This is a genomic window from Bacillus cereus group sp. MYBK216-1, assembly GCF_051916495.1.
GTDB classification, from domain to species: domain Bacteria; phylum Bacillota; class Bacilli; order Bacillales; family Bacillaceae_G; genus Bacillus_A; species Bacillus_A thuringiensis_K.
In genome coordinates, this window is the sequence record NZ_JBQAGT010000007.1 from 161,313 (window position 1) to 184,223 (window position 22,911).

Below are 22,911 nucleotides of genomic sequence, written 5' to 3' on the forward strand. Positions count from 1 at the left end.
ACATCTTACGTATGACATAAAACCTCATTCCTTTATTTTTAGTAATATAACGAGCGTTTTATGTACAAACTTTATACGAACTTCTGAAAGGGGCAACTACATGCAATATGTAATGAGCATTATCGGTATTATTGCCGTGTTAGGTTTATGTTTTGCTTTGTCAAACAACAAAAGTAAAATCAACTTCCGTGCAATTGCAATTATGATTGGTTTCCAAATTTTAATCGGTTGGTTTATGTTTGCTACAAAGATTGGTCAACAAATCATTATTTTCATTAGTAAAGTTTTCAACAAACTAATTAAACTTGGTACGACAGGTGTCGATTTTCTCTTTAATGGAATTCAAAGAGATTTTGTCTTTTTCTTAAACGTATTATTAATTATCGTATTTTTCTCAGCACTACTTTCAATCTTTAGTTATTTAGGTGTTTTACCATTCATCGTTCGCGTTGTCGGCGGTGCAATTTCAAAAATTACTGGTTTACCACGCGTTGAGTCATTCCACGCAGTAAACTCTGTATTCTTCGGTTCAAGTGAAGCATTAATCGTTATTAAAAACGATTTACAGCATTTCAATAAAAACCGTATGTTTATTATTTGTTGTTCTGCGATGAGCTCCGTTTCTGCTTCTGTTACAGCATCATACGTAATGATGTTAGATGCAAAATACGTACTAGCAGCTCTTCCGCTAAATTTATTCTCAAGCTTAATCGTTTGTTCTTTATTAACACCAGTTGATACGAAGAAAGAAGATGAAGTGATTCAAAAATTTGATAGAACTCTATTCGGGGACAGCTTTATCGGCGCAATGATTAACGGTGCGCTTGATGGTTTAAAAGTAGCTGGTATCGTTGCCGCATTAATGATCGCCTTTATCGGTGTGATGGAAGTTGTAAACTACGTAATTAGTGCAGCTTCAGGCGCAATGGGACATGCTGTTACTTTACAACAAATCTTCGGTTACGTACTTTCTCCATTCGCATTCTTAATGGGTATTCCAACTCAAGATATTATCCCAGCTGGTGGTATTATGGGTACGAAGATTGTTTTAAACGAGTTTGTAGCAATCCTTGATTTAAAAGACACAGCTACAACATTAGCTCCACGTACAGTTGGAATCGTTACAGTATTCTTAATTAGCTTCGCAAGTATTAGCCAAATTGGTGCAATCGTTGGTACAATCCGTGCCCTTTCTGAAAAACAAGGAAGCGTTGTTTCTAAATTTGGTTGGAAAATGCTATTTGCATCAACACTTGCTTCTATTTTATCTGCGACAATCGCTGGATTGTTTATTTAATAAAAAATCACCTTTGCTTAGACAGCAAGGTGATTTTTTTATTATCATCATTTAAGAAACTGAAGAAAACTCTAATGCCTCTTCCTTATTAATAATTTCCCCCTTATATTTACCTTTCACCGAAATATCAATAATTGATTTATTTTCTGCTTCCATTTTCCCTAAAGAAAATATATATATTAAATCATCTTTTTTTAACATCCATTGTTTTCCGTGCCAAGGACCAGTTAACTTCTGTTCTGGTGACGCCAGTATTTCTCCAAAATATTCACATTCGCCTAGAGATGTTTTTACTGTATTCTTCTTCGTATTAATAACTACATATTTAAGGAGCTTTATACTTTCACTTGAAAAAATCTCTACTTCATGATCATTTTTTTTCTTAAATTTCAGCTTTCCATCTTTTGTATTAACCAATTTACTTTGATCAATTGCATTTAGTACAAACTCATACTCTTCTTTTGTAACACCGAAATTAGGGTGATATGGAAAACTTTTTTTCTCTGCATGTTCTTCTACATATTTTAAATACCATTCCATATTACTCGCTAGATGCTCTCTCATTCTTTGACCAATACTCCCTACCTTTTTAAGAGTATCTGGTTCCATCTCTAGTGTCATAATATCCGCCGTCACTTCCGCATTCATAAGATGCGATGGAATATACTCTTCCACACTATTCGCTTTACTCACTTCACTTTGGCAACCAACTATAAATAGTGATATGAAAAAGATATATATTATTTTTTTATATTTCATTTCTATTCTCCACTCCATACATTGTTCTTACTTAGTTTTATAGCGGTTTTTATTATAGTATAAAATCTTTATATTTTAATAAAATCCATATCTGTATGCAAAATTGCATATTAATAAGTCTTCTTCTTACTTTAAAATTAGCTTAAATCACTTTCCAAATTATACAAATAACAAGTATTAAATGTTATAATTTGTAAAAAACATTGGAGGACCTTATGAAAATTCACGCCCTTTTCGATTTCTTACATTTACTAGTCTTAACGCTGAAAAGCTATTATGTATGGGGAATGCCTATCTATGTCTTCATTATTCCTCTTATCTTTGTAGTCGGTTATATTATTATTAATTCTAATAAGAAACAAAAAAATACATCTATTCAAAGTCACTAATCTATTACCTTAATAGCCTCCTAAAAATCATATTCCCCTCATTTTCTTCAAATGATATGATGAACAAGGGTATATCCCCACCACTCTTATAGCGGTGGGGATTTTAATGTCAATATGCAACATACTACACAATAGAAGGTGATTTTTATGAGAAAATACGCAGCAATTGCTTTATGTACGTCTGCCATTCTAGCAGGCTGCAATACTAGCAATGTAAGCCAAGAACCTAAAAAAGAGAAAAAGGTTCAAGAAGTAGCTATACAAAAAGAGACTCTACACGAACAAGGTAAAATTTCTTATACTCCCATCACACACGAATCTACAAACACAAGTATTCATATTACAGACTTAAAAGATTCTTTAAATGAAGTACAATATAAAATTTGGCGCACAGCTGATGGAAAGGAACGTGCTAAATCTTTTTCTTCTAAAGAAAAGGAGAAACAATTTACAATTCCTTTTGACATAAAAGAATTTGAAGGAAAACGCGGTGAGTTCCAAATTGAAGCAACAGGAATGAAAGAAGATGGGAAAACAATCCCGCTTACGAAATCTACTATTACTTTCGAACAAAAGGTTCCTGTTCTTATGTATCACGCAATTGATGATTATCATGGTCAAGGCATTAAAGACTTATTCGTATCACCAGCTAACTTTGAAGCACAAATGAAATATTTAAAGGACAATGGTTATACGCTGTTAACCTTTGAACGCTGGGGCGATATAAATAAAGTAAATAAGCCGATTTTCGTTACATTTGATGACGGTATGAAAAATAATATGAATGCATTTCGCATTTTACAAAAGCTAAAAGATGATACTTTTAAACCGGCAGCAACAGAATATATGATTGTTGATAACGTTGATGTAGAAGGAGCATTGTCTACTTCTGAAATAAAAGAAATGGTTGATTCCGGCATTTTCTCGGTGCAATCTCATACTGCAACACATGCAGACTTACCGAAAATTACAAACTATGAGGAAGAGTTAAAAGGTTCAAAAGAAAAGCTAGAAAAAATAACAGGTAAGCCTGTTATCGCGATTGCTTATCCATTCGGTCATGTAGATGATAAGGTTGTTACAGAAACGAAGAAGTATTATCAATTTGCGACGACGACAAAGCCTGGCCAATTCATTACGAAGGGTGAACCTGATGAATTGTTAAAGATGAAGCGCGTTCGTATACACCATACAACGACTGTAGAGCAGTTTGCTTCTTCAATTAAGTAAATATAAGAGCTCAATACATTTTGAGCTCTCTTTTTACTTTATATTTATATATATTTTTAGAATTTTCTTGTATTATATATAGTAAGAAATCTTTCAAATTAAAGGAGATTATACATATGTCATTTGAACAAACGTTAGAGAAATATGCTGCTCTTGCAGTTAATGTTGGTGTTAATATTCAACCTGGACAAACTTTATCAATTAGTGCACCTCTTGAAGCTGTACAATTTGTACGCCTCGTTACAGAAAAAGCATATAAATCTGGTGCAAAACACGTATATGTAGATTGGAATGATGAGACGTTAACACGCTTAAAATTCGATCTAGCTCCTGAAGAAGCTTTCGCTGAATTTCCATCTTGGAAAGCACATGCTCGTGAAGAATTAGCAAAAGAAGGCGCTGCATTTATGTCTATCTATGCAGAAAACCCTGATTTATTAAAAGGTGTAGAACCATCGCGTATCGCAACAGCTCATAAAGTAGCTGGAGAAGCAATGAAAGTATACCGTGATTACGTACAAGCAGATAAAGTAAGTTGGTGTGTAATTTCTGTTCCTACGAAAGAATGGGCTGCGAAAGTATTCCCTGACGTAGCGCCAGAAGAACAAGAAGCAAAGTTATGGGATGCTATTTTCAAAGCTACTCGTGCTGATTTAGAAAACCCTGTAGAAGCATGGAAAGAACATGATGAAACATTACATACAAAAGTGGATTACTTAAACGAAAAGCATTATAAAGCTCTTCACTATACAGGTCCTGGAACAGATTTAACAATCGAACTTCCAGAAAAACATGTATGGGCTGGTGCTGGTAGCTTAAATGAAAAGAACGTACCATTTATGGCTAATATTCCAACTGAAGAAGTATTTACAATGCCACTTAAAACAGGTGTAAACGGCCAAGTTTCTAGTACAAAACCGTTAGTATTTGCAGGTAATATTATCGATAATTTCACGTTAACATTTGAAAACGGACGTATCGTAGACTATAAAGCTGAAGCTGGTGAAGAAGCTTTAAAACATTTAGTAGAAACAGATGAAGGTTCTCACTTCTTAGGGGAAGTAGCTTTAGTACCTCATGACTCACCAATTTCAAACACAAATGTTTTATTCTACAATACACTATTTGACGAAAATGCATCTTGCCACCTTGCGATTGGAAATGCTTACGCATTTAACTTAGTTGGCGGAAAAACAATGTCTAAAGAAGAACTTGCTGAAAACGGCGCAAACGCTAGTATCACACACAACGACTTTATGATTGGATCAGCTGAGCTTGATATTGACGGTATTACTGCTGATGGCAGACATGAGCCTATCTTCCGTAAAGGTAACTGGGCGTTTTAAATCTATTACCATAAAGAAACACATTGGATAATCCAATGTGTTTCTTTATTTATTTGGTTTCAATTCAAATTTTATCGTTCTATTTTCACGCGTAAACTCCGGTCTATACGTAGCGATATACGTATTTTCTTTCGCTACGTCAAATAGCATGATATCTTGAATTTTTTCATCTGGTGCTAACTTTTTACTAATAAAGCTATCAGGGTTATTATATTCTTTAAATCTTGTACCTTTCTTATCGGTAATCTCAAATTCATAAAATGCAAAAGGTATTTCCTTTTTACTATTATTTTCTACTTTGAAAATAATCCCCAAAATCTCCTCTTTCTTTTTATCCTCATCATAATCCGGATATCCTAATTTAACTGAATCGATAGTTACTTGCAAACCATCTACGTCTACTGTCTCCCCTATTTTATACACTTTATCTTGAACATCTTCTTGTTTACTTTCATTACTATCTTTAGTCTCAGTGCAAGCACTTAAACTAAAAGCTATGCCAAAAATTAAAACAATTTGACTTACCTTTTTTAACATACTCTTTCCTCCACATAAGACAATATTTCATATGTATTATAACAAAATGCTTTACGCTTTTTTGTCATATTTTGTCGTATTAATTGCTAACTGCACAAATAGAAAAAAGCTATCTTCTACAAAAGATAGCTTTCATGATGCCGATGAAACCTTAAGCCCAATGACACCCAAAACAATAAAAAGAATACAAAATGCTTGGAATAAACTAATATGCTCTTTAAAAAAATAAACACTAATGATTGTAATAAGTAATGTTCCAACGCCAGACCAAATAGCATAAGCAATACTTAAATGGATCTTTTTCACAACGATGGCGAACACGCTGAAACAAATTCCATAAAACACGAAAATCAGTACACTTGGAACGAGCTTTGTTAAACCATTCGATAGTTTCATTGCGATTGTTCCAGCTACTTCAAAAATAATTGTAACAAGTAATAATAGCCAATATACCATACTAGAATCTCCTTCTCTGTTACCTTATAGAGATTCTAGTATACTACTTATAGTCCTAATGAAATATATTTAATTTCTAAATATTCCCCGATGCCGAAATGGCCTCCTTCACGGCCGATACCACTTTCTTTAAAGCCACCGAATGGTGCTTGTGCAACTGATGGAAGACCGTCATTTAGACCGATAATACCGTACTCTAACGCTTCACTAATTTGGAATGCTTGGCTAATGTCTTTCGTGAAAATATACGCAGCTAAACCGTATGGTGTATTATTTGCACGTTCGATTACTTCATCAACTGTTTTAAATTTCGCAACTGGTGCCACTGGCCCAAATGTTTCTTCATTCATACAAAGCATCGTATCATTTGCCAACCCAATTACAGTCGGTTGAATGAAATGTCCCTCTAACTCTGCGACCTTTTCACCACCATATAAAACGGTTCCACCTTTTTGAATAGCATCTTCAATATGTTCTTGTACTTTTGAAACTGCATTCTCATCAATAAGTGGTCCGACAGTCGTTCCGTCACCGAAACCGTCTCCTACTTTCAACTGCCCTACTGCCCTTTGGAACTTCTCTACAAATACTTCGTATACTTCTTCTTGAACGAATACTCGGTTTGTACATATACACGTTTGTCCTGCGTTACGGAATTTCGAACCAATCACCGCTTCTACTGCTTTATCTAAATCTGCATCATTCATTACGATAAACGGAGCGTGACCACCTAACTCAAGTGAAACTTTTTTCATCGTTTGCGCCGCACTAGCCATTAACTCTTTCCCAATTTCCGTTGACCCTGTAAAGGACACTTTTCGAACGCGACTATCTTCCATCCATGTATCAGCAATTGCTTTTGCACTACCTGTTACGATATTAATTACACCCTTTGGAATATCCGCTTCATGAGCTAATTCAGCTAATTTTAATGCAGTTAGCGGCGTTTGACTTGCCGGTTTCACAACGGCTGTACAGCCTGCTGCAAGCGCTGGGGCTACCTTTCTCGTAATCATAGCAGCTGGGAAGTTCCAAGGTGTAATAGCTGCCATAACGCCAACTGGTTGCTTCATAACTAAAATGCGCTTATTCGGATGAGAAGCAGGAATCATTTCACCATACACACGTTTCCCTTCTTCTGCATACCATTCAACAAAACTATTTGCATAATTTACTTCACCAAGCGCTTCTGCAAACGGCTTTCCTTGTTCCTTCGTCATAATCGCTGCGATCTCTTCTTTATTTTTATCAATAAGCATGAACCACTTTTTTAACTTCGTTGCACGATCTGCTGCCGTTAACTTAGACCACGTTTTAAAAGCTTCATGTGCAGCATCAACAGCTTGCTTTGCCTCTGTTACTCCGCCTTTTGGTACAGTTGCAAATATTTCCTTCGTCGCAGGATTATTTACTTCAATTTGTTCTTGTAGTGTAATCCACTCACCATTTATATACATCGCCTTTCTATCTATACTTACGAAAGTCGCCTTTTTATCCAATGTTTTCTTCCTCCTCTATGAACTTCTTAATTTTCCTAGTAGCAGCAGATTGACTAATTTGCAAAAACTCAGCTACTTTATAACTTGATCCATACGTTTTATACGCTTTAAGAATAATATTTCTCTCTACCTCTTCCAGCATTTTATAAAGGCTTTGCCCCGATTGTTCAACTGCAGCCTCTTGCATAGAGAGTGGCAAATCCTCTACCGTTACAACATCATCGACAGTAATAACAATTCTCTCAATTACATTCTCTATTTCTCTATTGTTTCCTTCCCACGGATATCCAACAAACATTTGTAACGTACTCGGCGCTAGTTTCACATCACGTCCGTATTTTTTATTAAAGTGCTGCAAGTAATGATAAATAAGCGGTAAAATATCTTCTGTCCTTTCCCTAAGCGGGGGAATTGCAATTGGAATGACATTCAAACGATAGTATAAATCTTTCCGAAATGTTCCTTGTTTCACCATCTCACTTAAATCTCTATTTGTTGCTGCCACAATTCGAACATCCACTTTTTTTAATTCTCTTCCGCCTATAGGACGAAATGTTTTTTCTTGCAATACTTGCAAAAGCTTCGCTTGAATTTCAATCGGCATTTCACCGATTTCATCTAAAAAAAGAGTTCCTTTATGCGCGGATTCTAATAGTCCCTTTTTCCCTTCACGATTCGCACCTGTAAAAGATCCACCTGAATATCCAAAAAGCTCTGATTCAATTAAATTAGTTGGCAATGCCGCACAATTAATTTCATAGAAACTTTCATTCTTACGGTGACTCACTTCATGTAAATGGCGTACTAATCGACTTTTCCCAACTCCAGTTTCGCCTAAAACGAGAACAGTACTATCCACTACAGATACTTTTTTAATTGTATTGACTATTTTTTGCATAGCTAGACTTTTAAAAATAAGTCCTTCATGCTCATATGTTTCTCTTAATTCTTTTTTATATGTTTTTAGCTGATTATCCATTTCCTCTACCTTTTGACGTAATTGATAGAGTTCAGTAAGGTCCCGAGAATAACTAATCACTCTTCTTAAATTTCCCTCATCATCAAAAACAGGCCTTGTACGAACGTGTAAATACTCTCCTGATTTTGTAGTTTGAACGAGTTCAATTGGCCTCTTTTTTTCAATCACTTCTAATGTCGCTGATGGATAAAAGATTCCATCCTTTTGTAGTTCTTTTACATGCTTACCCACTAACTCTTCGGCAGCTAGTTGGTAGTGCCTTTCACATGTACTATTTACACGCACAACGATTCCCTGCTCATCTGTAACAAAAATTTCGTCAAACGCATATTCAAATACATCTTTTAAATCCATTAAAACTCGTTCCTTTTCTGCAACCATCCTAGCCACCCCTAACTTCAAATCCATCGATCCACTTCACTACCTTTATTATAAAGTGAATTTTCTGTATTTAATATAGAGTCAGCTAGAATGTTTGCTATTTATCCTTCAGTTTTTAAACACGAGCTATGTTTGTTTGCTCATAACAAGCTTGCAATGATTCTTCAATTATTGTTAAACCTTCTTCAAGTTGCTCATCTGTAATAACTAAAGGCATTAACACACGGATAACATTTCCATATGTTCCTGCTGATAATAACAGTAACCCACGCTTATTTGCTTCTGCACATAGATTAGCCGTTAACGTTTTGTCAGGTGCTTTCGTCTTACGGTCTTGAACGACCTCAAATGCACACATTGCTCCTAACCCACGCACATCACCAATGCAATGATATTTATTTTTCATCTCTTCGAATCGGTTCATTACGACTTTTCCTAATTCTATCGCTCTATCATTTAAATTCTCTTTTTCTATTACATCCAGTACTGCTAATGCTGCCGCACATCCTAATGGACTTCCTGCATACGTTCCACCAAGTTCACCTGGTGCAGATTCATTCATAATTTCTTTACGTCCAATGACACCACTTATCGGTACACCAGCCCCTAATGATTTAGACACTGTAATTAAATCTGGAACGACATCATAGTGATCAATTGCAAAATATTTTCCTGTACGACTAAAGCCTGTTTGTATTTCATCCGCTACAAATAAAATGCCGTTCTCTGAACAAATGCGGCGTACTTCTTGAACAAATTTCTTACTTGGGACGATAAATCCACCTTCCCCTTGAACAGGTTCCATTACAACAGCTGCGATTGTTTCTGGTGCTACTTCCGATATGAAGAAGTTCTTAAACTCTTCAATAATAAAATCATCATACTGCTCTTCCGTTAATCCCTCTGGGCGACGGTATTCGTATGGAAATGGCGCTTTATATACTTCTGGAGCAAAGGGACCAAACCCAAATTTATATGGCTTCACTTTACTTGTCATCGTCATTGTCATTAATGTACGCCCGTGGAAACCTTTAGAAAATGCGATAATACCAGGTCTCTTCGTATATTTACGAGCGATCTTCACCGCGTTCTCAACTGCTTCTGCACCACTATTTAAAAAGAGGACTTGCTTATCGAAACTTCCCGGTGCCAATGCCGCAAGCTTTTCCGCTAATTCAATATATGGCTCATACATCATGACATTAAATCCAGTATGAATGTATTGATCGACTTGTTTATGGAGCGCTTCTTTAACCGTTGGATGACAATGCCCTACGTTAATTGTCCCAATTGCTCCTGCAAAATCAATGTACTGATTACCATCAACATCCGTTACAAGAGCACCATTGGCAGATTGTACAAACGTTGGGATGCCGTTACTTACTCCTTTTGGTACTATATTTTGACGGCGTTCTAATAAAGATGCCGCTTTCGGTCCTGGAATTTGTTCATTTACTTTAGCAAATTTTTTTGTGTTCATTGCGTACCCCATCCTTTTCTTTACATTGTTTTCTCTTTTTATTGCAAAATGTATGCCAACTTTCTTTTCTAGCATTTATCCTATATTCTTTGTATCCAGGCATAAAAAATAAGTCTATAAAGACTCATTAAGAGTCTTTATAGACTTATTTTCCTTACACATTAGACTTTTCTTTCTCCCAGAAAAACTCACCCGATTGAGAAATAAACTCTCCAACAGAATCTAACACTAAATCAGCAAGTGGTTCTAATGTTGGACGGTCTCCCGTACCAGATAGCACCCCAATTGCATAGCAATCGCCATTTTTGGCTAAATGTAAATCAGTTGGCGTATCTCCAACAACCGCAACCTCACATGATTCTAAATTAAATTTCTCACAAAACACTTCTATAATCTTTTTATCTGGTTTTTGCGCAGGGAATGTATCCGAGGCTATAATATAATCAAAAAAGTTCTCCAACTTATATTGTTTTAAAAATAATTCTGTTGGTGCGAAATCATCTGCCGTGACAACCCCTAATATAAATCCTTTATCTTTTAATGCCTGTAACACTTTCGGTAAATCTGCTGTCATTTTCATATGCGAACGATGCTCATACATAAGGGAAAATAACTTCTCACTTACCCAATGGTGCATCTCTTCTTCTCTAGCAGACTCAATATAATTACAAAGCCCCTTCGCTACATCAAGGCTTGTTCCAGCAGCTATTGCACTCCTCGGATTAACAAATGCTCCCTCTACACCAATCTCTTCTAATAAGGTCTGCCCTATTGTACTTGGTAAATGATATAAACTTATACATTCAGCTACAAGTTCTTCAGCTACTTTTATCCATATTGAATGAAAATCCATTAATGTCCCATCTTTATCAAATAATATTGCTTTTACCTTCTCCATAGCATCCTACCTCTCGTTTCTTATCTCCTCCAGTTTATCAATAAAATATGGATGTAAAATAAAAGAATTGTAAAAATACCATAAAAATCAAACTAACTCCCAATTTACAATTCATTTTAACAAAGTAAAAAAGGATGCCTTTACAGGGCATCCTCTTGATGTTCAGGAACAAATAGTTCTAAACAATGATATATATTTTCGAATTCCATCGGTGCATCTCCACCATACTCACCATCTAAATTAATCATTAGTTTATCTGGTGAATGTACTTTAATTCGGTTCGCTTGTGTATATAACACTTTTGGATTATTAATATGTTCACCACGTTGTGCTTGTGTTGCTGCTTTAATTAAATCAGCGATAGAACCTTTTTTCAGTACTAATAGGTCAAATAACCCATCGTTAATAGATGCATACGGTGCTACCTTTTCAAATCCACCTACTGAACGAGTATTCGTAATTAAAAACATCGTAATTTCTTCTTGTAGTAACTTTCCATCATACTCAATTTCAACATATGTCGGATGCAATGATGGTAACATCTCGATACCTTTTAGGTAATAAGCAAGTTGTCCTAATACTGTCTTTAACTTACTCGGTACTTCGTATGTTAATTCTGTAATACGACCGCCACCAGCGATGTTAATAAAATATGTATCGTTCGCTCTACCAAGGTCTAATGGCACTGTTTTTCCTTCGCAAATAATATCTGCTGCCTCTTCAATAGAACGAGGTACACCAATTGCACGTGCAAAGTCATTTGTCGTTCCAACTGGAATAATTCCAAATTTCGGACGGAATTCATGCCCAACTAAACCGTTTACTACTTCATTTAATGTACCGTCGCCACCAGCCGCAATAACAACATCAAACTTACGATCCGCAGCTTGCCTCGCCGCCACAGTAGCGTCTCCAGGACCCGTTGTCGCATGACAAGATGTCTCATAGCCAGCTTGTTCTAATTTTTGTAATACTTCTGGTAAGCTCTTCTTAAATAGCTCACGCCCAGAAGTAGGATTATAAATAATTCTTGCTCGCTTCATCATTTATTAGCACAGGAAATTTCTTTATGTATCGAAAAAGAACATACTGAACTTCTATTCAGTATTCCCATGCCTACCTCCTCTCATCTTGCTATCCTTCTTTTATCCCGCTCAAACAGGCAGTAAGAACCCGATTCGTGTAGTCCATCAAAAGTAAATATTCATTTCAATGGTTTTTTATTTGACTCCAAAATTTATCCCGCTATTTGCGGGCAGTAAATGCCCAATTGGTGAGGGCTAATAATCAGCTTTGGATGAACCTCCTACTGATTAAAGTTTCACTTTATTTCTATCCATTCTTCCATAAAAATTTACATATAACGAATAATAACTATCTATTATTTCATGAGATGAAAAAAACCTCTATGTTTAGATTTATCATTATTCCCACCTTTTTGCAACTATCATACCATAGTTGCTATACAAACATTTTTCCACTTTTGACAGTTAATCAAACGTTTGTTTAAACGATTTTGTCTCATTTAAACAAACGTTTGATTAACCTAGAAAAACACCCATGTACGGGTGTTTTTCTGCTTAATCTTTAAAAGTCACTACTATTATCGCTTATTAATCTCTTCAAGTAAGATTTTGTTAACAAGTGGTGGATTTGCTTGTCCTTTTGTAGCTTTCATAATTTGACCAACTAAGAAGCCAATTGCACGGTCTTTACCGTTTTTAAAGTCTTCGATAGATTGCTCATTATTATCAAGAATTTCTGTTACAACTTTACGAAGTGTACCCTCGTCAGAAATTTGAACAAGACCTTTCGCTTTAACGATTTCTTCTGGGTCTCCACCTTTTTCAATTAATTCGTTAAATACTTTCTTCGCGATTTTAGAAGAAATTGTACCTTTTTCAATTAATTGAACCATTTTAGATAAACCAGCAGGCGTTAATGCAACGTCTTTTAATTCTTTTTGTTGTTTGTTTAAGTATGCAAGTACTTCACCCATTAACCAGTTCGATGTTAATTTCGCATCAGCACCGTCTGCAACAGTTGCTTCAAAGAAATCAGACATCTCTTTCGTTAATGTTAACACGTGTGCATCATAAGCTGGTAAGCCTAATTCTGCAACGTAGCGAGCTTTACGTGCATCTGGAAGTTCTGGAATAGAAGCTCGAACTGCTTCTTTCCACTCATCATCGATGTAAAGTTCAACTAAGTCTGGCTCCGGGAAGTAACGGTAATCGTCAGATCCTTCTTTCACACGCATTAAGATTGTTTTCTTTGTTGCTTCATCATAACGACGTGTTTCTTGTTGGATGATGCCACCAGATAACAGTTCTTTTTCTTGGCGCACTTGCTCATGCTCAAGACCTTTTTGTACGTAAGTGAATGAGTTTAAGTTTTTCAGTTCCGCTTTTGTACCGAACTTCTCTTGTCCAACTGGACGAAGAGAAATGTTCGCATCACAACGTAAGGAACCTTCTTCCATCTTACAATCAGATACACCGGTGTATTGAATGATTGATTTTAACTTCTCTAAGTATGCATATGCTTCTTCTGGCGTACGCATATCTGGCTCAGATACGATCTCGATTAAAGGCATACCTTGACGGTTGTAGTCTACTAATGAACCATCAGCTGTATGCGTTGATTTACCAGCATCTTCTTCTAAATGAAGACGTGTAATACCGATACGTTTCTTTTTACCGTCTACTTCGATTTCAATCCAACCATTTTCACCAATTGGCTTATCAAATTGAGAGATTTGGTAAGCTTTCGGGTTATCTGGATAGAAATAGTTTTTACGGTCAAACTTCGTTTCCGTTGCGATTTCACAGTTTAATGCCATTGCAGCTTTCATTGCAAAGTTAACTGCTTCTTTATTTAAAGTAGGAAGTACCCCTGGGTATCCTAAGTCAATTACACTTGTTTGTGTATTTGGCTCCGCTCCGAATTCTGTTGGACTCGCAGAGAAAATTTTCGAATTTGTTTTTAACTCAACGTGAACCTCTAAACCAATAATTGTTTCTAAATTCATCTATGCTCGCCTCCTTACAGACTTGCTTTTTTTGTATGATAGTCTGTTGCTTGCTCAAACGCATGTGCAACGCGGTAAATTGTCGCTTCATCGAAGTGTTTACCAATGATTTGTAAACCAAGTGGCATGTTGTTAGCACCGAATCCACATGGAACAGAAATCGCTGGAACACCCGCTAAGTTTACTGGGATTGTTAAAATGTCATTTGCATACATTGTCATTGGATCATCAACTTTTTCGCCCACTTTAAATGCCGGAGTTGGCGTTGTTGGTCCAATAATAACATCATAGTTAGCAAATACATTTTCAAAGTCGTTTTTAATTAATGTACGTACTTGTTGTGCTTTCTTGTAATATGCATCATAGTAACCAGAGCTAAGCGCAAATGTACCAAGCATAATACGACGTTTAACTTCATCACCGAAACCTTCACTACGTGTGTTTTTGTAAAGATCTAATAAGTTATTTACATTATCAGAACGAACACCGTAACGCACGCCATCAAAGCGTGAAAGGTTCGCAGATGCTTCAGAAGAAGATAGTAAGTAATACGTTGCTAGAGCGTATTTAGAGTGTGGAAGCGATACTTCCTCCCAAGTTGCGCCCATACCTTCTAATACTTTTAAAGCAGCTAGTACTGACTCACGAGCTTCTTCGCCAACACCTTCGCCTAAGTATTCTTTCGGTACAGCAATGCGTAAACCTTTAACATCGCCTGTTAAACCAGCTAAATAGTTTCCAACTTCAACGTTTGCAGAAGTTGCATCCATGCGGTCAATACCTGAAATAGCTTGTAATAAGTATGCATTGTCTTCTACTGTACGTGTAATCGGTCCGATTTGGTCAAGTGAAGATGCGAATGCTACTAATCCGTAACGAGATACGCGTCCATAAGTTGGTTTTAAACCTACAACACCGCAATATGCAGCTGGCTGACGGATAGAACCACCCGTATCAGAACCTAGAGAGAATAGTACTTCTCCTGCTGCTACAGCTGCTGCAGAACCACCACTAGATCCACCCGGAACGTAATCTAAGTTCCATGGGTTTTTCGTAGCGTAGAATCCTGAGTTTTCATTTGAAGAACCCATTGCGAACTCGTCCATGTTTAATTTACCGATTGTAATTGTGTCAGCAGCTTTTAGCTTTTGCACAACTGTCGCATCATAAATTGGATCGAAGTTTGCTAACATTTTGCTCGCACAAGTTGTACGAAGACCGTTAGTTACAATGTTATCTTTTACACCAATTGGCATACCGAATAATAAACCATTATCTTCAGCGCCGATTTTTGCATCTAATTCTTTCGCTTTTGCGCGTGCATTTTCTTCATCTAATGTAAGAAAAGCTTTTACGTTATCTTCAACATCCGCAATACGTTTGTAAGATTCTTCTACTAAATCCGTAACGGAAATTTCTTTGTTGTTTAACTTCTTATGTAACTCTGATACTGAATGATCAAATAATGACATCGAAATTCCCCTCCTCTATTCTAATACTGCTGGAACACGGATTTGATTATCTTTGTGATCCGGTGCATTTTTTAATACTTCTTCAACTGGTAAACCTTTTTCTGGTACATCTTCACGCATAACATTTTTCATAGTTAATACATGAGTTGTTGGTTTTACATCTGTTGTATCTAATTCATTTAACTGTTCTGCAAATGTAACAATTGCATCTAGTTGTTTTTGAAATTTTTCTGCTTCTTGATCAGTAATTGCAAGACGTGCTAAATGTGCTACGTGCTTTACATTCTCAACGGAAATTCTTGACACGGCTAGGCCACCTCCATAATATATCGTTCAATCTACAATACTATTGATGATACCAAATTTTCAGTACTTCAAGCAAGTCAACACAGAGTACTTACGCCATTTTTACATAAAAAAAGAAAGGCAAATGCCTTTCTTTACAATTTACTCTTTATCTAACGGTTTATTTTTCGGAAATCTCTCGTTATCTTCTTCATTATCACGAATTGTTTTTTGTAATACAAAACAAGACATCGTTAAAAATAATGTTCCAATTAAATAGTATCCTTTTACACTAAGCGTTTCATCTAACGTATAAATCCCAATTAGCATACCTGAAAGTGCACAAACAAATGAAGTCCATGCTAAAAACGTGAACGCTTGCGTATTACGTCTTCTCATCGTTCTCCCCCTCGTTAGCTGTATACCCATTATAGATAAGTATATTTACCATGATGGATTTTTATGTAAATTCTAGTTTTATATTTATAAATCTATCATAAAAGAATACTATTTTAAAGAAAGTTTTCTGCCTAATCTGAAAAAAACAATTAAAATCATTGACAATTATTTCTATTCTACATAAAATAAAAATAAATATTACGAACCTCGAAATATACGGGAGTGGAATTAATTGTTGCAATATGAACATTTTTTAGACTTACTGCTAGATAACGCCAAGAAACTTTTCTATCCTGAAGAATGGGTAAGCCTAGATTTAACACTTTCTAAAACAGAAGTATTTTGTTTACTTTGGATGGAACGAAATACAGATATTACAATGACGAAAATTGCTGATCTTCTTGATATACCGATGAGTACAACAACGGGCGTTGTAAATCGCCTTGTAAAAAAGGGATATATTGAACGCTACCGTGATGAAAATGACCGACGTATTGTATTAATTCGGTTAACAGAAAACGGCGTAATGCTCGTTCAAGAAGTAAAACAAAATGCGGCCCATTACTTTAGCTTAGTAACAGAAGCATTATCAGAAGAAGAAAAAGCATTCTTACTACAAATCTTCCAAAAAATCATGGATCACATCGCTACGTCACAGCAAAAAACAGAAGAAAAGATTTCTACACCTAAAATGAAAAACATTCCGATTGAATAAAACCCTATCTGGGTTTTTATTCAATCATTTACTTCGACACTCGTAATATTCGACATTCGAAACAAAGGGGATATGAATGATGAGAATTATCTTGTATACAGGTAAAGGCGGCGTAGGAAAAACTAGCATTTCAGCAGCAACAGCAATTCAAAGTGCGAAACAAGGATTAAAAACATTAGTAATGAGCACAGATCCTGCTCATAGTTTAGGAGATTCATTTGGTATAAAGCTATCTTCTGAGCCATTAGAAGTTCGTAAAAATTTGTGGGCACAAGAAATTAATACGATTTATGAGATGGAAAAAGGCTGGGGAAAATTACAGAAATATATTACACTACTCTTCACTTCCAAAGCAGCCGATGATATTACAACAGAAGAATTAACGATGTTTCCCGGTATGGAAGATTTAATTAGCCTACTTCGCGTACTCGATTATTATAAACAAAACACATATGATGTTATCATTATTGATTGTGCCCCAACAGGAGAAACATTAGCAATGCTAAGCTTTCCAGACATGCTCGGCTGGTGGATGGAAAATTTATTTCCTATTAAAAGAAAAGTTTTAAAAGTCGTTCGTCCTGTAGCTCAACCACTCCTTGGTGTCCCTCTTCCAACCGACGATATTATGGACGAATTAACAAGTACACTTGAACAGCTCGGAGAAATGAGAGATATTTTATCAAATCGAGAAGTAACAAGTATCCGCATCGTTGTAAATCCTGAAAAAATGGTCATTAAGGAAGCCCAGCGCAGCTTTACTTATTTGAATTTATACGATTATAACGTAGATGCCATTATGATTAACCGCGTCATCCCTAACACTGTCACCGATCCTTATTTTCAGGCATGGAAAGATGCACAGAAGAAATATAAAACATTAATTCAAGATAGTTTTCAACCCCTTCCTATTTACGAAGCTCCAATGTTTGAACAAGAAGTTGTTGGTTTGTCTATGTTAGAACGTGTAGGAGATTCTTTATTTAAAACTGATCATTCCCCTACAGAAGTGAAATTTAACGGGCGCACTCAATATGTAAAAAAGGATGGCGATGAGTATATTTTCGTTCTGTCCATTCCCTTCTCAAACAAAAGTGAACTTTCCTTAAATCAAAAAGGTGATGAACTTATTATTCGAGCGGGTTCTGTTAAACGGAACATCACGTTACCAAAAACATTAACACACCTTTCTATTCAAGGAGCAAAATTTGATGAAGATGTACTAAATATTCGGTTTGGAGGTGTAGTCCATGCATGAGGAATTACTACGAAGGGGAATTCGTACAAAAGTAAAAGTCGGGATGCATATATTAGAAGAGCTACCTAATCCAATCCAGCAATCCGCTAAGCAAATATTAAATATTTTACAAGAGGAACTAGCTGCTTATTCGATAGAACGAGAGCATCATGAAGTTAATTTAAAAAATATCATAATTGATTAACTATCTCTGTATAGATGGCCTTTTTTTAGGCTTTCTATACTTTATTGGAGTGATGTAAATTGATGAAAAAACATTCCACTACTATACTCTGGATTATTCCCTTATTATTTTTCATTCATAACCTTGAAGAAGCTTTCCAAATGCCACAATACCTTGCTAATCAATTTTCAATCCGTCTTATAACTAGCCAACAATTTTTCATTGCCATTTCCGTATTAACAATCTTTGTATTACTTATCGTCTTTCTATATCAACTTAACTTCTTGTCTTCTATATGCTGGATTATTTTTATACAAGGGGCCATCTTCTTCAACTCTGTTCAACATATTATTTTGTTTTTCATTTATCGCTCCTATAACCCCGGCGTAATATCCGCATTTTTCATTACTCTCTTTTCTATTTTCTTTTTTTTATCAAAAAAACACTTAATTCATCAAAAGCAATTCGTAATTACACTCCTTTTCAGTTTATTTTCTTATCCCATTATAATTTGGATTACCTTACTACTCGCTAGCTGCTTTCAGTAATAAAAAAAGACCAGGAAAACTCCTGGTCTATTACTCTACTTAACAAACATTGGATTCTATATTATACAGAATTGGAAGGTACAGAATTAGGGTTTGTTTTGTTTGTTAAGTAGATTATATGTTGAACGAACTAACAGCGGAGGGGTTCCTTCTGTTAGTCCATTAAACCCAATGATTATTTTACGATTTTTTCAAGCTCCTCAAGTGAAAGATCTACTGAAATGGAACCATCATTTGTTTCTTTCTTAATTGCATCTGTTACTTCTTTTGAATGGTATAATTCAATTACTTTTTTCAGTGTTGGATCATCTTTATCTTTCGTACGAGCTGCGAAAATATTAATATAAGGCTTCGCATTTTCATTCTTTGGATCTTCTAAGAAAATAGGATCCTTCGCTGGATCTAATCCAGCTTGACCAGCAACACCGTTATTAATAACTGATGCCGCTACATCTTTTAACACACGAGGTGTTTGCTGTGCGATAACCGGTGTAATTTTTAATTTCTTCGGATTTTCAGCAATACCACTTGGATCTCCAAATAGACCAAAGTCTTTTTTAAGCTTTAATAATCCAGCTGCATCAAGAAGTTTTAATGCCCGTGCTTGGTTCGTTGGATCGTTTGGAATTGCAATTTCTGAACCATCTGGGATTTCATTTGCTTTCTTATATTTTTCAGAGTATAAACCCATTGGCGCAATTTGCGTTGTACCAACAGCTGTAATATCTAACTTATGCTCTTTTTTAAATTGCTCTAAGAAAGCAATATGCTGGAATGAGTTTAGTTCAATATCTCCATCAGCTAGCGCCTTATTTGGCGTTGTGTAATCAGAGAACTCAACCAGTTTAATTTTAATTCCTTCTTTTTCAGCTTTCCTCTTCAAAATTTCCCAAGCGTCTCCATCCGTTCCAGTTACACCAACGCGAACTACTTTTTCTTTAGCTCCTGCCCCTATGTCTCCACTTGAACAGCCACTTAACGCTGAAACTCCTACAATCGCTGATAATGCAAATGCTAAAATTTTCTTCATTTTCTTTTACCCTCTTCCTTTTTATGATCTGCGTAAAAAGACTTTCGCAAAGTAGTTTCCTAAATTTTGAGCTACCTGTACAAGAATGATAAGTAAAACGACCGTTACGAACATAACTGATGTATCAAAACGTTGATAACCATATGTCATCGCTAAATCACCAAGACCGCCACCACCGACAAGCCCAGCAACTGCAGAAAATTCAATTAAACCAACTGTCATAAATGTAACCCCTAAGATCAATGGCGCTAACGCTTCTGGCACAAGAATTTCAAAAACAATTCTAATTGGCGAAGCCCCCATTGCTTGAGCTGCTTCAATGACTCCCTTTGGAACAGAAACAAGATTTGTTTCAACCATTCTAGCAATGCCGATTGATGCAACTAACGTCATTGGGAAGATTGCGGCTGCTGTTCCAATCGTCGTTCCGATAACACTTCTTGTTAGTGGGCTTAAAGCTACTAAAAAGATAATGAATGGAACCGGACGAATTGTATTAATAATGATATTAAGAATAGAAAAGACCCAGTTATTTTCTAAAAAGTTTCCTTTTCTCGTTACATATAATAGTAAACCTAGGGGTATACCAAGAATTGTAGCGAATATAAGGGTTACAATTACCATTAAGAGGGTATCCCCCGTCGCATCTAGTATGCGCGGCCAAAATATACTCCAATCAACTCGCATGAGCTTCTACCTCCTTCAGCTGCACTTGCAGTCTTAGATGTTGTAATGCTTTTTGAATTTCCCTCTGCTCACCTTGCAACTCTACAAGAAGATTTCCAAATAGCACATTTTGAAGTTCAATAATATTTCCGTACAGTACATTTACATCGACGTTATAGTTTTTTGCGATATATGATAGTACCGGCTGTCCTGTCTCCTCACCAGTAAATGTTAGACGATAAATTTGACCACCATTTTGAATTTTCGCTAGAATACTTTCCGGTAAATGATCATTAATGACAGAACGTACAAAGTTTTGAGTCGTCTTTGTTTTTGGTTGCGTGAAAACATCAAACAGTTTTCCTTCTTCAATAACTTTTCCTTTCTCCATTACAGCTACACGGTGACAAATTTCTTTCACAACATGCATTTCATGTGTAATAAGAAGAATTGTTAAATTGTATTCTCTATTTACTTTCTTTAATAAGTTTAGAATTTCTGTCGTTGTTTCTGGATCTAAGGCTGATGTTGCCTCATCACATATAAGAATATCTGGCGATGTCGCAAGTGCTCTAGCAATGCCCACACGCTGCTTTTGTCCACCTGATAGCTGCTCTGGGTAATAGTTTGCTTTATCTTCTAACCCTACAAACTTCAGCAGTTCATTTACTCTTTCTTTTATCTCATTCTTTGGTACTTTCGCTAACTTTAATGGATAAGCAATATTTCCAAATACTGTTCTTGAATTAAATAAATTAAAACTTTGAAAAATCATTCCAATTCTTTGTCTCAGTTTACGTAATTCTTTCGTCGATAATGATGTAATATCTTTATCATCTATTGAAATCGTTCCTGCCGTCGGTCTCTCTAACATATTTACTAAGCGTAATAACGTACTCTTTCCAGCGCCACTAAAACCAATAATGCCAAAAATTTCGCCTTTCTCAACTGATAATGTTACATCCTCCACCGCATGAACAGATTGCCCAGCTGATTCATACACTTTACTTACATTGTTAAAAGAAATCATTTTTTCCCCTCCTATATGCTGTAAAAACTTGAAGCAGAGCTTTCGAGGTAAAATAAAAAGTGCCCTCCTTCTTATCAACCATAAAGATAAGAAGGAGAGCACTTATATGTACTCGTTCACATCTTCTCATCTTCCAAGCCTTTATATGGCTTGCTGGAGTTAGCACGGTATTAAAAAAACCCGTTGCTGAGGTATCGTAGGGCCAGTCCCTCCACCTCTCTGGATAAGAATGTATCGATTTAATTGTCGTTTAATTAATTCTCATTATAGAACTCAGAATAATAAGAGTCAATACATTTTTTAGAAAAATATTAATTATTCCTTTATTAAAATTTTCAGATGAAAATTCATGAGAAAATAGTAACTTTCAAGGTTATTTAAAATTCTTTTTCCTCATATTTTTAAACAGGAGAATCCTCTCTACGAATTGAATAAATTTATTTGAATATGAAACTCGGAGGAAGATAAATATATGAAAACAGCTCTTTTACTCGTCGATATTCAAAACGATTATTTTCCAAATGGAAAGATGGAATTGCGTAATCCAGTAGAAGCAAGCGAATATGCTAATCAGTTATTACAACACTTTAGAACAAACAACGAACCTATTTTTCATATCCAACACGTAGCTATAAAAGATGACGCTACTTTTTTCCTACCTAATACAGAAGGTGTACATATTCACGAAAGCGTACGTCCACTTAGAGAAGAAACAGTTATAGTCAAACATTATCCAAATAGCTTCCGAGAAACTAATCTTCTAGAGCAATTAAAACGTTTAGATATTGAACATGTCGTTGTATGCGGGATGATGACTCATATGTGTATTGATGCTACAGTAAGGGCTGCATTCGATTTTGACTTTCAATGTACCGTTATACATGATGCTTGTGCTACAAAAGACCTTTCTTTTAAGAACGCTACTATACCAGCTGTTTATATTCACAATACAATTTTAGCTAGTTTAAATGGTGTATATGCAAATGTAATAAGCACGAAAGAATTTTTAGCTACATAAAAAAAACACTCCTTTCAGTGAGCAAAACCGAAAGGAGTGTTCCTT

24 protein-coding genes and 1 riboswitch are annotated in these 22,911 nt (G+C 35.7%); of the genes, 9 read left to right on the forward strand and 15 right to left on the reverse strand.

Annotated elements, in window-relative coordinates; translation table 11 throughout:
• The first annotated feature begins 100 nt into the window (after window positions 1–100).
• Window positions 101–1,297 (forward strand): NupC/NupG family nucleoside CNT transporter, encoded by a 1,197-nt coding sequence (locus ACTFRH_RS23080; RefSeq protein ID WP_001200485.1) that lies wholly within the window; start codon window positions 101–103, stop codon window positions 1,295–1,297.
• Between the two features lie 51 nt (window positions 1,298–1,348).
• Here ACTFRH_RS23080 and ACTFRH_RS23085 read toward each other — a convergent pair whose 3' ends face one another.
• The gene (locus ACTFRH_RS23085; RefSeq protein ID WP_000875609.1) at window positions 1,349–2,056 is read right to left on the reverse strand and encodes a hypothetical protein; all 708 of its coding nucleotides are present in this window, start codon (window positions 2,054–2,056) and stop codon (window positions 1,349–1,351) included.
• A 215-nt stretch (window positions 2,057–2,271) separates the two neighbouring features.
• Between ACTFRH_RS23085 and ACTFRH_RS23090 the strand changes: the two genes are divergently transcribed.
• From ACTFRH_RS23090 to ACTFRH_RS23100, 3 genes are all read left to right on the forward strand, one after another.
• Window positions 2,272–2,445 (forward strand): hypothetical protein, encoded by a 174-nt coding sequence (locus ACTFRH_RS23090; RefSeq protein ID WP_000690673.1) that lies wholly within the window; start codon window positions 2,272–2,274, stop codon window positions 2,443–2,445.
• A gap of 147 nt (window positions 2,446–2,592) precedes the next feature.
• Window positions 2,593–3,675, forward strand: coding sequence for a polysaccharide deacetylase family protein (locus tag ACTFRH_RS23095; protein WP_001233733.1), 1,083 nt, complete (start codon window positions 2,593–2,595; stop codon window positions 3,673–3,675).
• A 116-nt stretch (window positions 3,676–3,791) separates the two neighbouring features.
• Window positions 3,792–5,021, forward strand: a complete 1,230-nt coding sequence (locus ACTFRH_RS23100; protein ID WP_000007357.1) for an aminopeptidase — start codon at window positions 3,792–3,794, stop codon at window positions 5,019–5,021.
• 45 nt (window positions 5,022–5,066) lie between these two features.
• On the opposite strand, the gene ACTFRH_RS23105 is transcribed toward ACTFRH_RS23100, so the two are convergent.
• The 11 genes from ACTFRH_RS23105 to ACTFRH_RS23155 all read right to left on the reverse strand — a co-directional run bounded on the left by ACTFRH_RS23105 (window position 5,067) and on the right by ACTFRH_RS23155 (window position 16,438).
• The gene (locus ACTFRH_RS23105) at window positions 5,067–5,558 is read right to left on the reverse strand and encodes a DUF4352 domain-containing protein (protein ID WP_000915104.1); all 492 of its coding nucleotides are present in this window, start codon (window positions 5,556–5,558) and stop codon (window positions 5,067–5,069) included.
• A 132-nt stretch (window positions 5,559–5,690) separates the two neighbouring features.
• On the reverse strand, window positions 5,691–6,014 hold the full coding sequence (locus ACTFRH_RS23110) for a DMT family transporter (RefSeq protein ID WP_000263262.1): 324 nt from the start codon (window positions 6,012–6,014) through the stop codon (window positions 5,691–5,693).
• 47 nt (window positions 6,015–6,061) lie between these two features.
• Window positions 6,062–7,513 (reverse strand): NADP-dependent succinate-semialdehyde dehydrogenase, encoded by a 1,452-nt coding sequence (gabD, locus tag ACTFRH_RS23115; RefSeq protein ID WP_000358141.1) that lies wholly within the window; start codon window positions 7,511–7,513, stop codon window positions 6,062–6,064.
• The gene (locus ACTFRH_RS23120) at window positions 7,506–8,873 is read right to left on the reverse strand and encodes a sigma-54 interaction domain-containing protein (RefSeq protein ID WP_000225148.1); all 1,368 of its coding nucleotides are present in this window, start codon (window positions 8,871–8,873) and stop codon (window positions 7,506–7,508) included. Before ACTFRH_RS23120 ends, gabD begins: the two co-directional genes overlap by 8 nt.
• Before the next feature lie 115 nt (window positions 8,874–8,988).
• Window positions 8,989–10,353: a 4-aminobutyrate--2-oxoglutarate transaminase gene (gene gabT / locus ACTFRH_RS23125; protein ID WP_002163831.1), complete on the reverse strand. Its 1,365-nt coding sequence runs from the start codon at window positions 10,351–10,353 to the stop codon at window positions 8,989–8,991.
• Between the two features lie 154 nt (window positions 10,354–10,507).
• Window positions 10,508–11,251 carry an HAD family hydrolase gene (locus tag ACTFRH_RS23130; protein ID WP_000416660.1) on the reverse strand — a complete coding sequence of 248 codons (744 nt, stop codon included), beginning with the start codon at window positions 11,249–11,251 and terminating at the stop codon, window positions 10,508–10,510.
• Window positions 11,252–11,391: 140 nt separating this feature from the next.
• Window positions 11,392–12,297, reverse strand: a complete 906-nt coding sequence (locus tag ACTFRH_RS23135) for a diacylglycerol kinase (protein WP_000977679.1) — start codon at window positions 12,295–12,297, stop codon at window positions 11,392–11,394.
• Window positions 12,298–12,854: 557 nt separating this feature from the next.
• Entirely contained in the window at window positions 12,855–14,282 is a 1,428-nt protein-coding gene (gatB, locus tag ACTFRH_RS23140; RefSeq protein ID WP_001047685.1) for an Asp-tRNA(Asn)/Glu-tRNA(Gln) amidotransferase subunit GatB, read from the reverse strand.
• 14 nt (window positions 14,283–14,296) lie between these two features.
• A complete protein-coding gene (gatA, locus tag ACTFRH_RS23145; protein ID WP_000051441.1) occupies window positions 14,297–15,754 on the reverse strand; it encodes an Asp-tRNA(Asn)/Glu-tRNA(Gln) amidotransferase subunit GatA in 1,458 nt (485 codons plus the stop codon).
• 15 nt (window positions 15,755–15,769) lie between these two features.
• Window positions 15,770–16,060 (reverse strand): Asp-tRNA(Asn)/Glu-tRNA(Gln) amidotransferase subunit GatC, encoded by a 291-nt coding sequence (gatC, locus tag ACTFRH_RS23150; protein WP_000086999.1) that lies wholly within the window; start codon window positions 16,058–16,060, stop codon window positions 15,770–15,772.
• A 141-nt stretch (window positions 16,061–16,201) separates the two neighbouring features.
• Window positions 16,202–16,438, reverse strand: coding sequence for a YiaA/YiaB family inner membrane protein (locus tag ACTFRH_RS23155; protein WP_001254393.1), 237 nt, complete (start codon window positions 16,436–16,438; stop codon window positions 16,202–16,204).
• Between the two features lie 232 nt (window positions 16,439–16,670).
• On the opposite strand from ACTFRH_RS23155, the gene ACTFRH_RS23160 reads away from it, so the two are divergent.
• The 4 genes from ACTFRH_RS23160 to ACTFRH_RS23175 all read left to right on the forward strand — a co-directional run bounded on the left by ACTFRH_RS23160 (window position 16,671) and on the right by ACTFRH_RS23175 (window position 19,122).
• Window positions 16,671–17,153: a MarR family winged helix-turn-helix transcriptional regulator gene (locus ACTFRH_RS23160; RefSeq protein ID WP_000942479.1), complete on the forward strand. Its 483-nt coding sequence runs from the start codon at window positions 16,671–16,673 to the stop codon at window positions 17,151–17,153.
• Window positions 17,154–17,229: 76 nt separating this feature from the next.
• Window positions 17,230–18,411, forward strand: coding sequence for an ArsA family ATPase (locus tag ACTFRH_RS23165; RefSeq protein ID WP_003299817.1), 1,182 nt, complete (start codon window positions 17,230–17,232; stop codon window positions 18,409–18,411).
• Window positions 18,404–18,595, forward strand: a complete 192-nt coding sequence (locus ACTFRH_RS23170) for a DUF3926 domain-containing protein (protein ID WP_000544099.1) — start codon at window positions 18,404–18,406, stop codon at window positions 18,593–18,595. Before ACTFRH_RS23165 ends, ACTFRH_RS23170 begins: the two co-directional genes overlap by 8 nt.
• Window positions 18,596–18,657: 62 nt before the next feature.
• Window positions 18,658–19,122 carry an HXXEE domain-containing protein gene (locus ACTFRH_RS23175; RefSeq protein WP_002181829.1) on the forward strand — a complete coding sequence of 155 codons (465 nt, stop codon included), beginning with the start codon at window positions 18,658–18,660 and terminating at the stop codon, window positions 19,120–19,122.
• A 175-nt stretch (window positions 19,123–19,297) separates the two neighbouring features.
• Here ACTFRH_RS23175 and ACTFRH_RS23180 read toward each other — a convergent pair whose 3' ends face one another.
• From ACTFRH_RS23180 to ACTFRH_RS23190, 3 genes are read right to left on the reverse strand one after another with little or no spacing between them, the layout of a single operon-like run.
• A complete protein-coding gene (locus ACTFRH_RS23180) occupies window positions 19,298–20,152 on the reverse strand; it encodes a MetQ/NlpA family ABC transporter substrate-binding protein (RefSeq protein ID WP_000721592.1) in 855 nt (284 codons plus the stop codon).
• Between the two features lie 21 nt (window positions 20,153–20,173).
• Window positions 20,174–20,839, reverse strand: coding sequence for a methionine ABC transporter permease (locus tag ACTFRH_RS23185; RefSeq protein WP_001261875.1), 666 nt, complete (start codon window positions 20,837–20,839; stop codon window positions 20,174–20,176).
• A complete protein-coding gene (locus tag ACTFRH_RS23190; RefSeq protein ID WP_000622968.1) occupies window positions 20,829–21,848 on the reverse strand; it encodes a methionine ABC transporter ATP-binding protein in 1,020 nt (339 codons plus the stop codon). The genes ACTFRH_RS23185 and ACTFRH_RS23190 overlap by 11 nt, the downstream gene beginning before the upstream one ends.
• Window positions 21,849–21,971: 123 nt before the next feature.
• A riboswitch (SAM riboswitch) is annotated at window positions 21,972–22,078 on the reverse strand.
• Window positions 22,079–22,320: 242 nt separating this feature from the next.
• Between ACTFRH_RS23190 and ACTFRH_RS23195 the strand changes: the two genes are divergently transcribed.
• Entirely contained in the window at window positions 22,321–22,866 is a 546-nt protein-coding gene (locus tag ACTFRH_RS23195; RefSeq protein ID WP_000844905.1) for a cysteine hydrolase family protein, read from the forward strand.
• Window positions 22,867–22,911 lie beyond the last annotated feature (45 nt).

Coding starts and splice junctions, on each gene's coding strand:
- ACTFRH_RS23080 (WP_001200485.1), top strand. CDS start 101: ATGCAATATGTAATGAGCATTATCGGTATTATTGCCGTGTTAGGTTTA.
- ACTFRH_RS23085 (WP_000875609.1), bottom strand. CDS start 2,056: ATGAAATATAAAAAAATAATATATATCTTTTTCATATCACTATTTATA.
- ACTFRH_RS23090 (WP_000690673.1), top strand. CDS start 2,272: ATGAAAATTCACGCCCTTTTCGATTTCTTACATTTACTAGTCTTAACG.
- ACTFRH_RS23095 (WP_001233733.1), top strand. CDS start 2,593: ATGAGAAAATACGCAGCAATTGCTTTATGTACGTCTGCCATTCTAGCA.
- ACTFRH_RS23100 (WP_000007357.1), top strand. CDS start 3,792: ATGTCATTTGAACAAACGTTAGAGAAATATGCTGCTCTTGCAGTTAAT.
- ACTFRH_RS23105 (WP_000915104.1), bottom strand. CDS start 5,558: ATGTTAAAAAAGGTAAGTCAAATTGTTTTAATTTTTGGCATAGCTTTT.
- ACTFRH_RS23110 (WP_000263262.1), bottom strand. CDS start 6,014: ATGGTATATTGGCTATTATTACTTGTTACAATTATTTTTGAAGTAGCT.
- ACTFRH_RS23120 (WP_000225148.1), bottom strand. CDS start 8,873: ATGGTTGCAGAAAAGGAACGAGTTTTAATGGATTTAAAAGATGTATTT.
- gabT (WP_002163831.1), bottom strand. CDS start 10,353: ATGAACACAAAAAAATTTGCTAAAGTAAATGAACAAATTCCAGGACCG.
- ACTFRH_RS23130 (WP_000416660.1), bottom strand. CDS start 11,251: ATGGAGAAGGTAAAAGCAATATTATTTGATAAAGATGGGACATTAATG.
- ACTFRH_RS23135 (WP_000977679.1), bottom strand. CDS start 12,297: ATGATGAAGCGAGCAAGAATTATTTATAATCCTACTTCTGGGCGTGAG.
- gatB (WP_001047685.1), bottom strand. CDS start 14,282: ATGAATTTAGAAACAATTATTGGTTTAGAGGTTCACGTTGAGTTAAAA.
- gatA (WP_000051441.1), bottom strand. CDS start 15,754: ATGTCATTATTTGATCATTCAGTATCAGAGTTACATAAGAAGTTAAAC.
- ACTFRH_RS23155 (WP_001254393.1), bottom strand. CDS start 16,438: ATGAGAAGACGTAATACGCAAGCGTTCACGTTTTTAGCATGGACTTCA.
- ACTFRH_RS23165 (WP_003299817.1), top strand. CDS start 17,230: ATGATGAGAATTATCTTGTATACAGGTAAAGGCGGCGTAGGAAAAACT.
- ACTFRH_RS23170 (WP_000544099.1), top strand. CDS start 18,404: ATGCATGAGGAATTACTACGAAGGGGAATTCGTACAAAAGTAAAAGTC.
- ACTFRH_RS23175 (WP_002181829.1), top strand. CDS start 18,658: ATGAAAAAACATTCCACTACTATACTCTGGATTATTCCCTTATTATTT.
- ACTFRH_RS23180 (WP_000721592.1), bottom strand. CDS start 20,152: ATGAAGAAAATTTTAGCATTTGCATTATCAGCGATTGTAGGAGTTTCA.
- ACTFRH_RS23185 (WP_001261875.1), bottom strand. CDS start 20,839: ATGCGAGTTGATTGGAGTATATTTTGGCCGCGCATACTAGATGCGACG.
- ACTFRH_RS23190 (WP_000622968.1), bottom strand. CDS start 21,848: ATGATTTCTTTTAACAATGTAAGTAAAGTGTATGAATCAGCTGGGCAA.
- ACTFRH_RS23195 (WP_000844905.1), top strand. CDS start 22,321: ATGAAAACAGCTCTTTTACTCGTCGATATTCAAAACGATTATTTTCCA.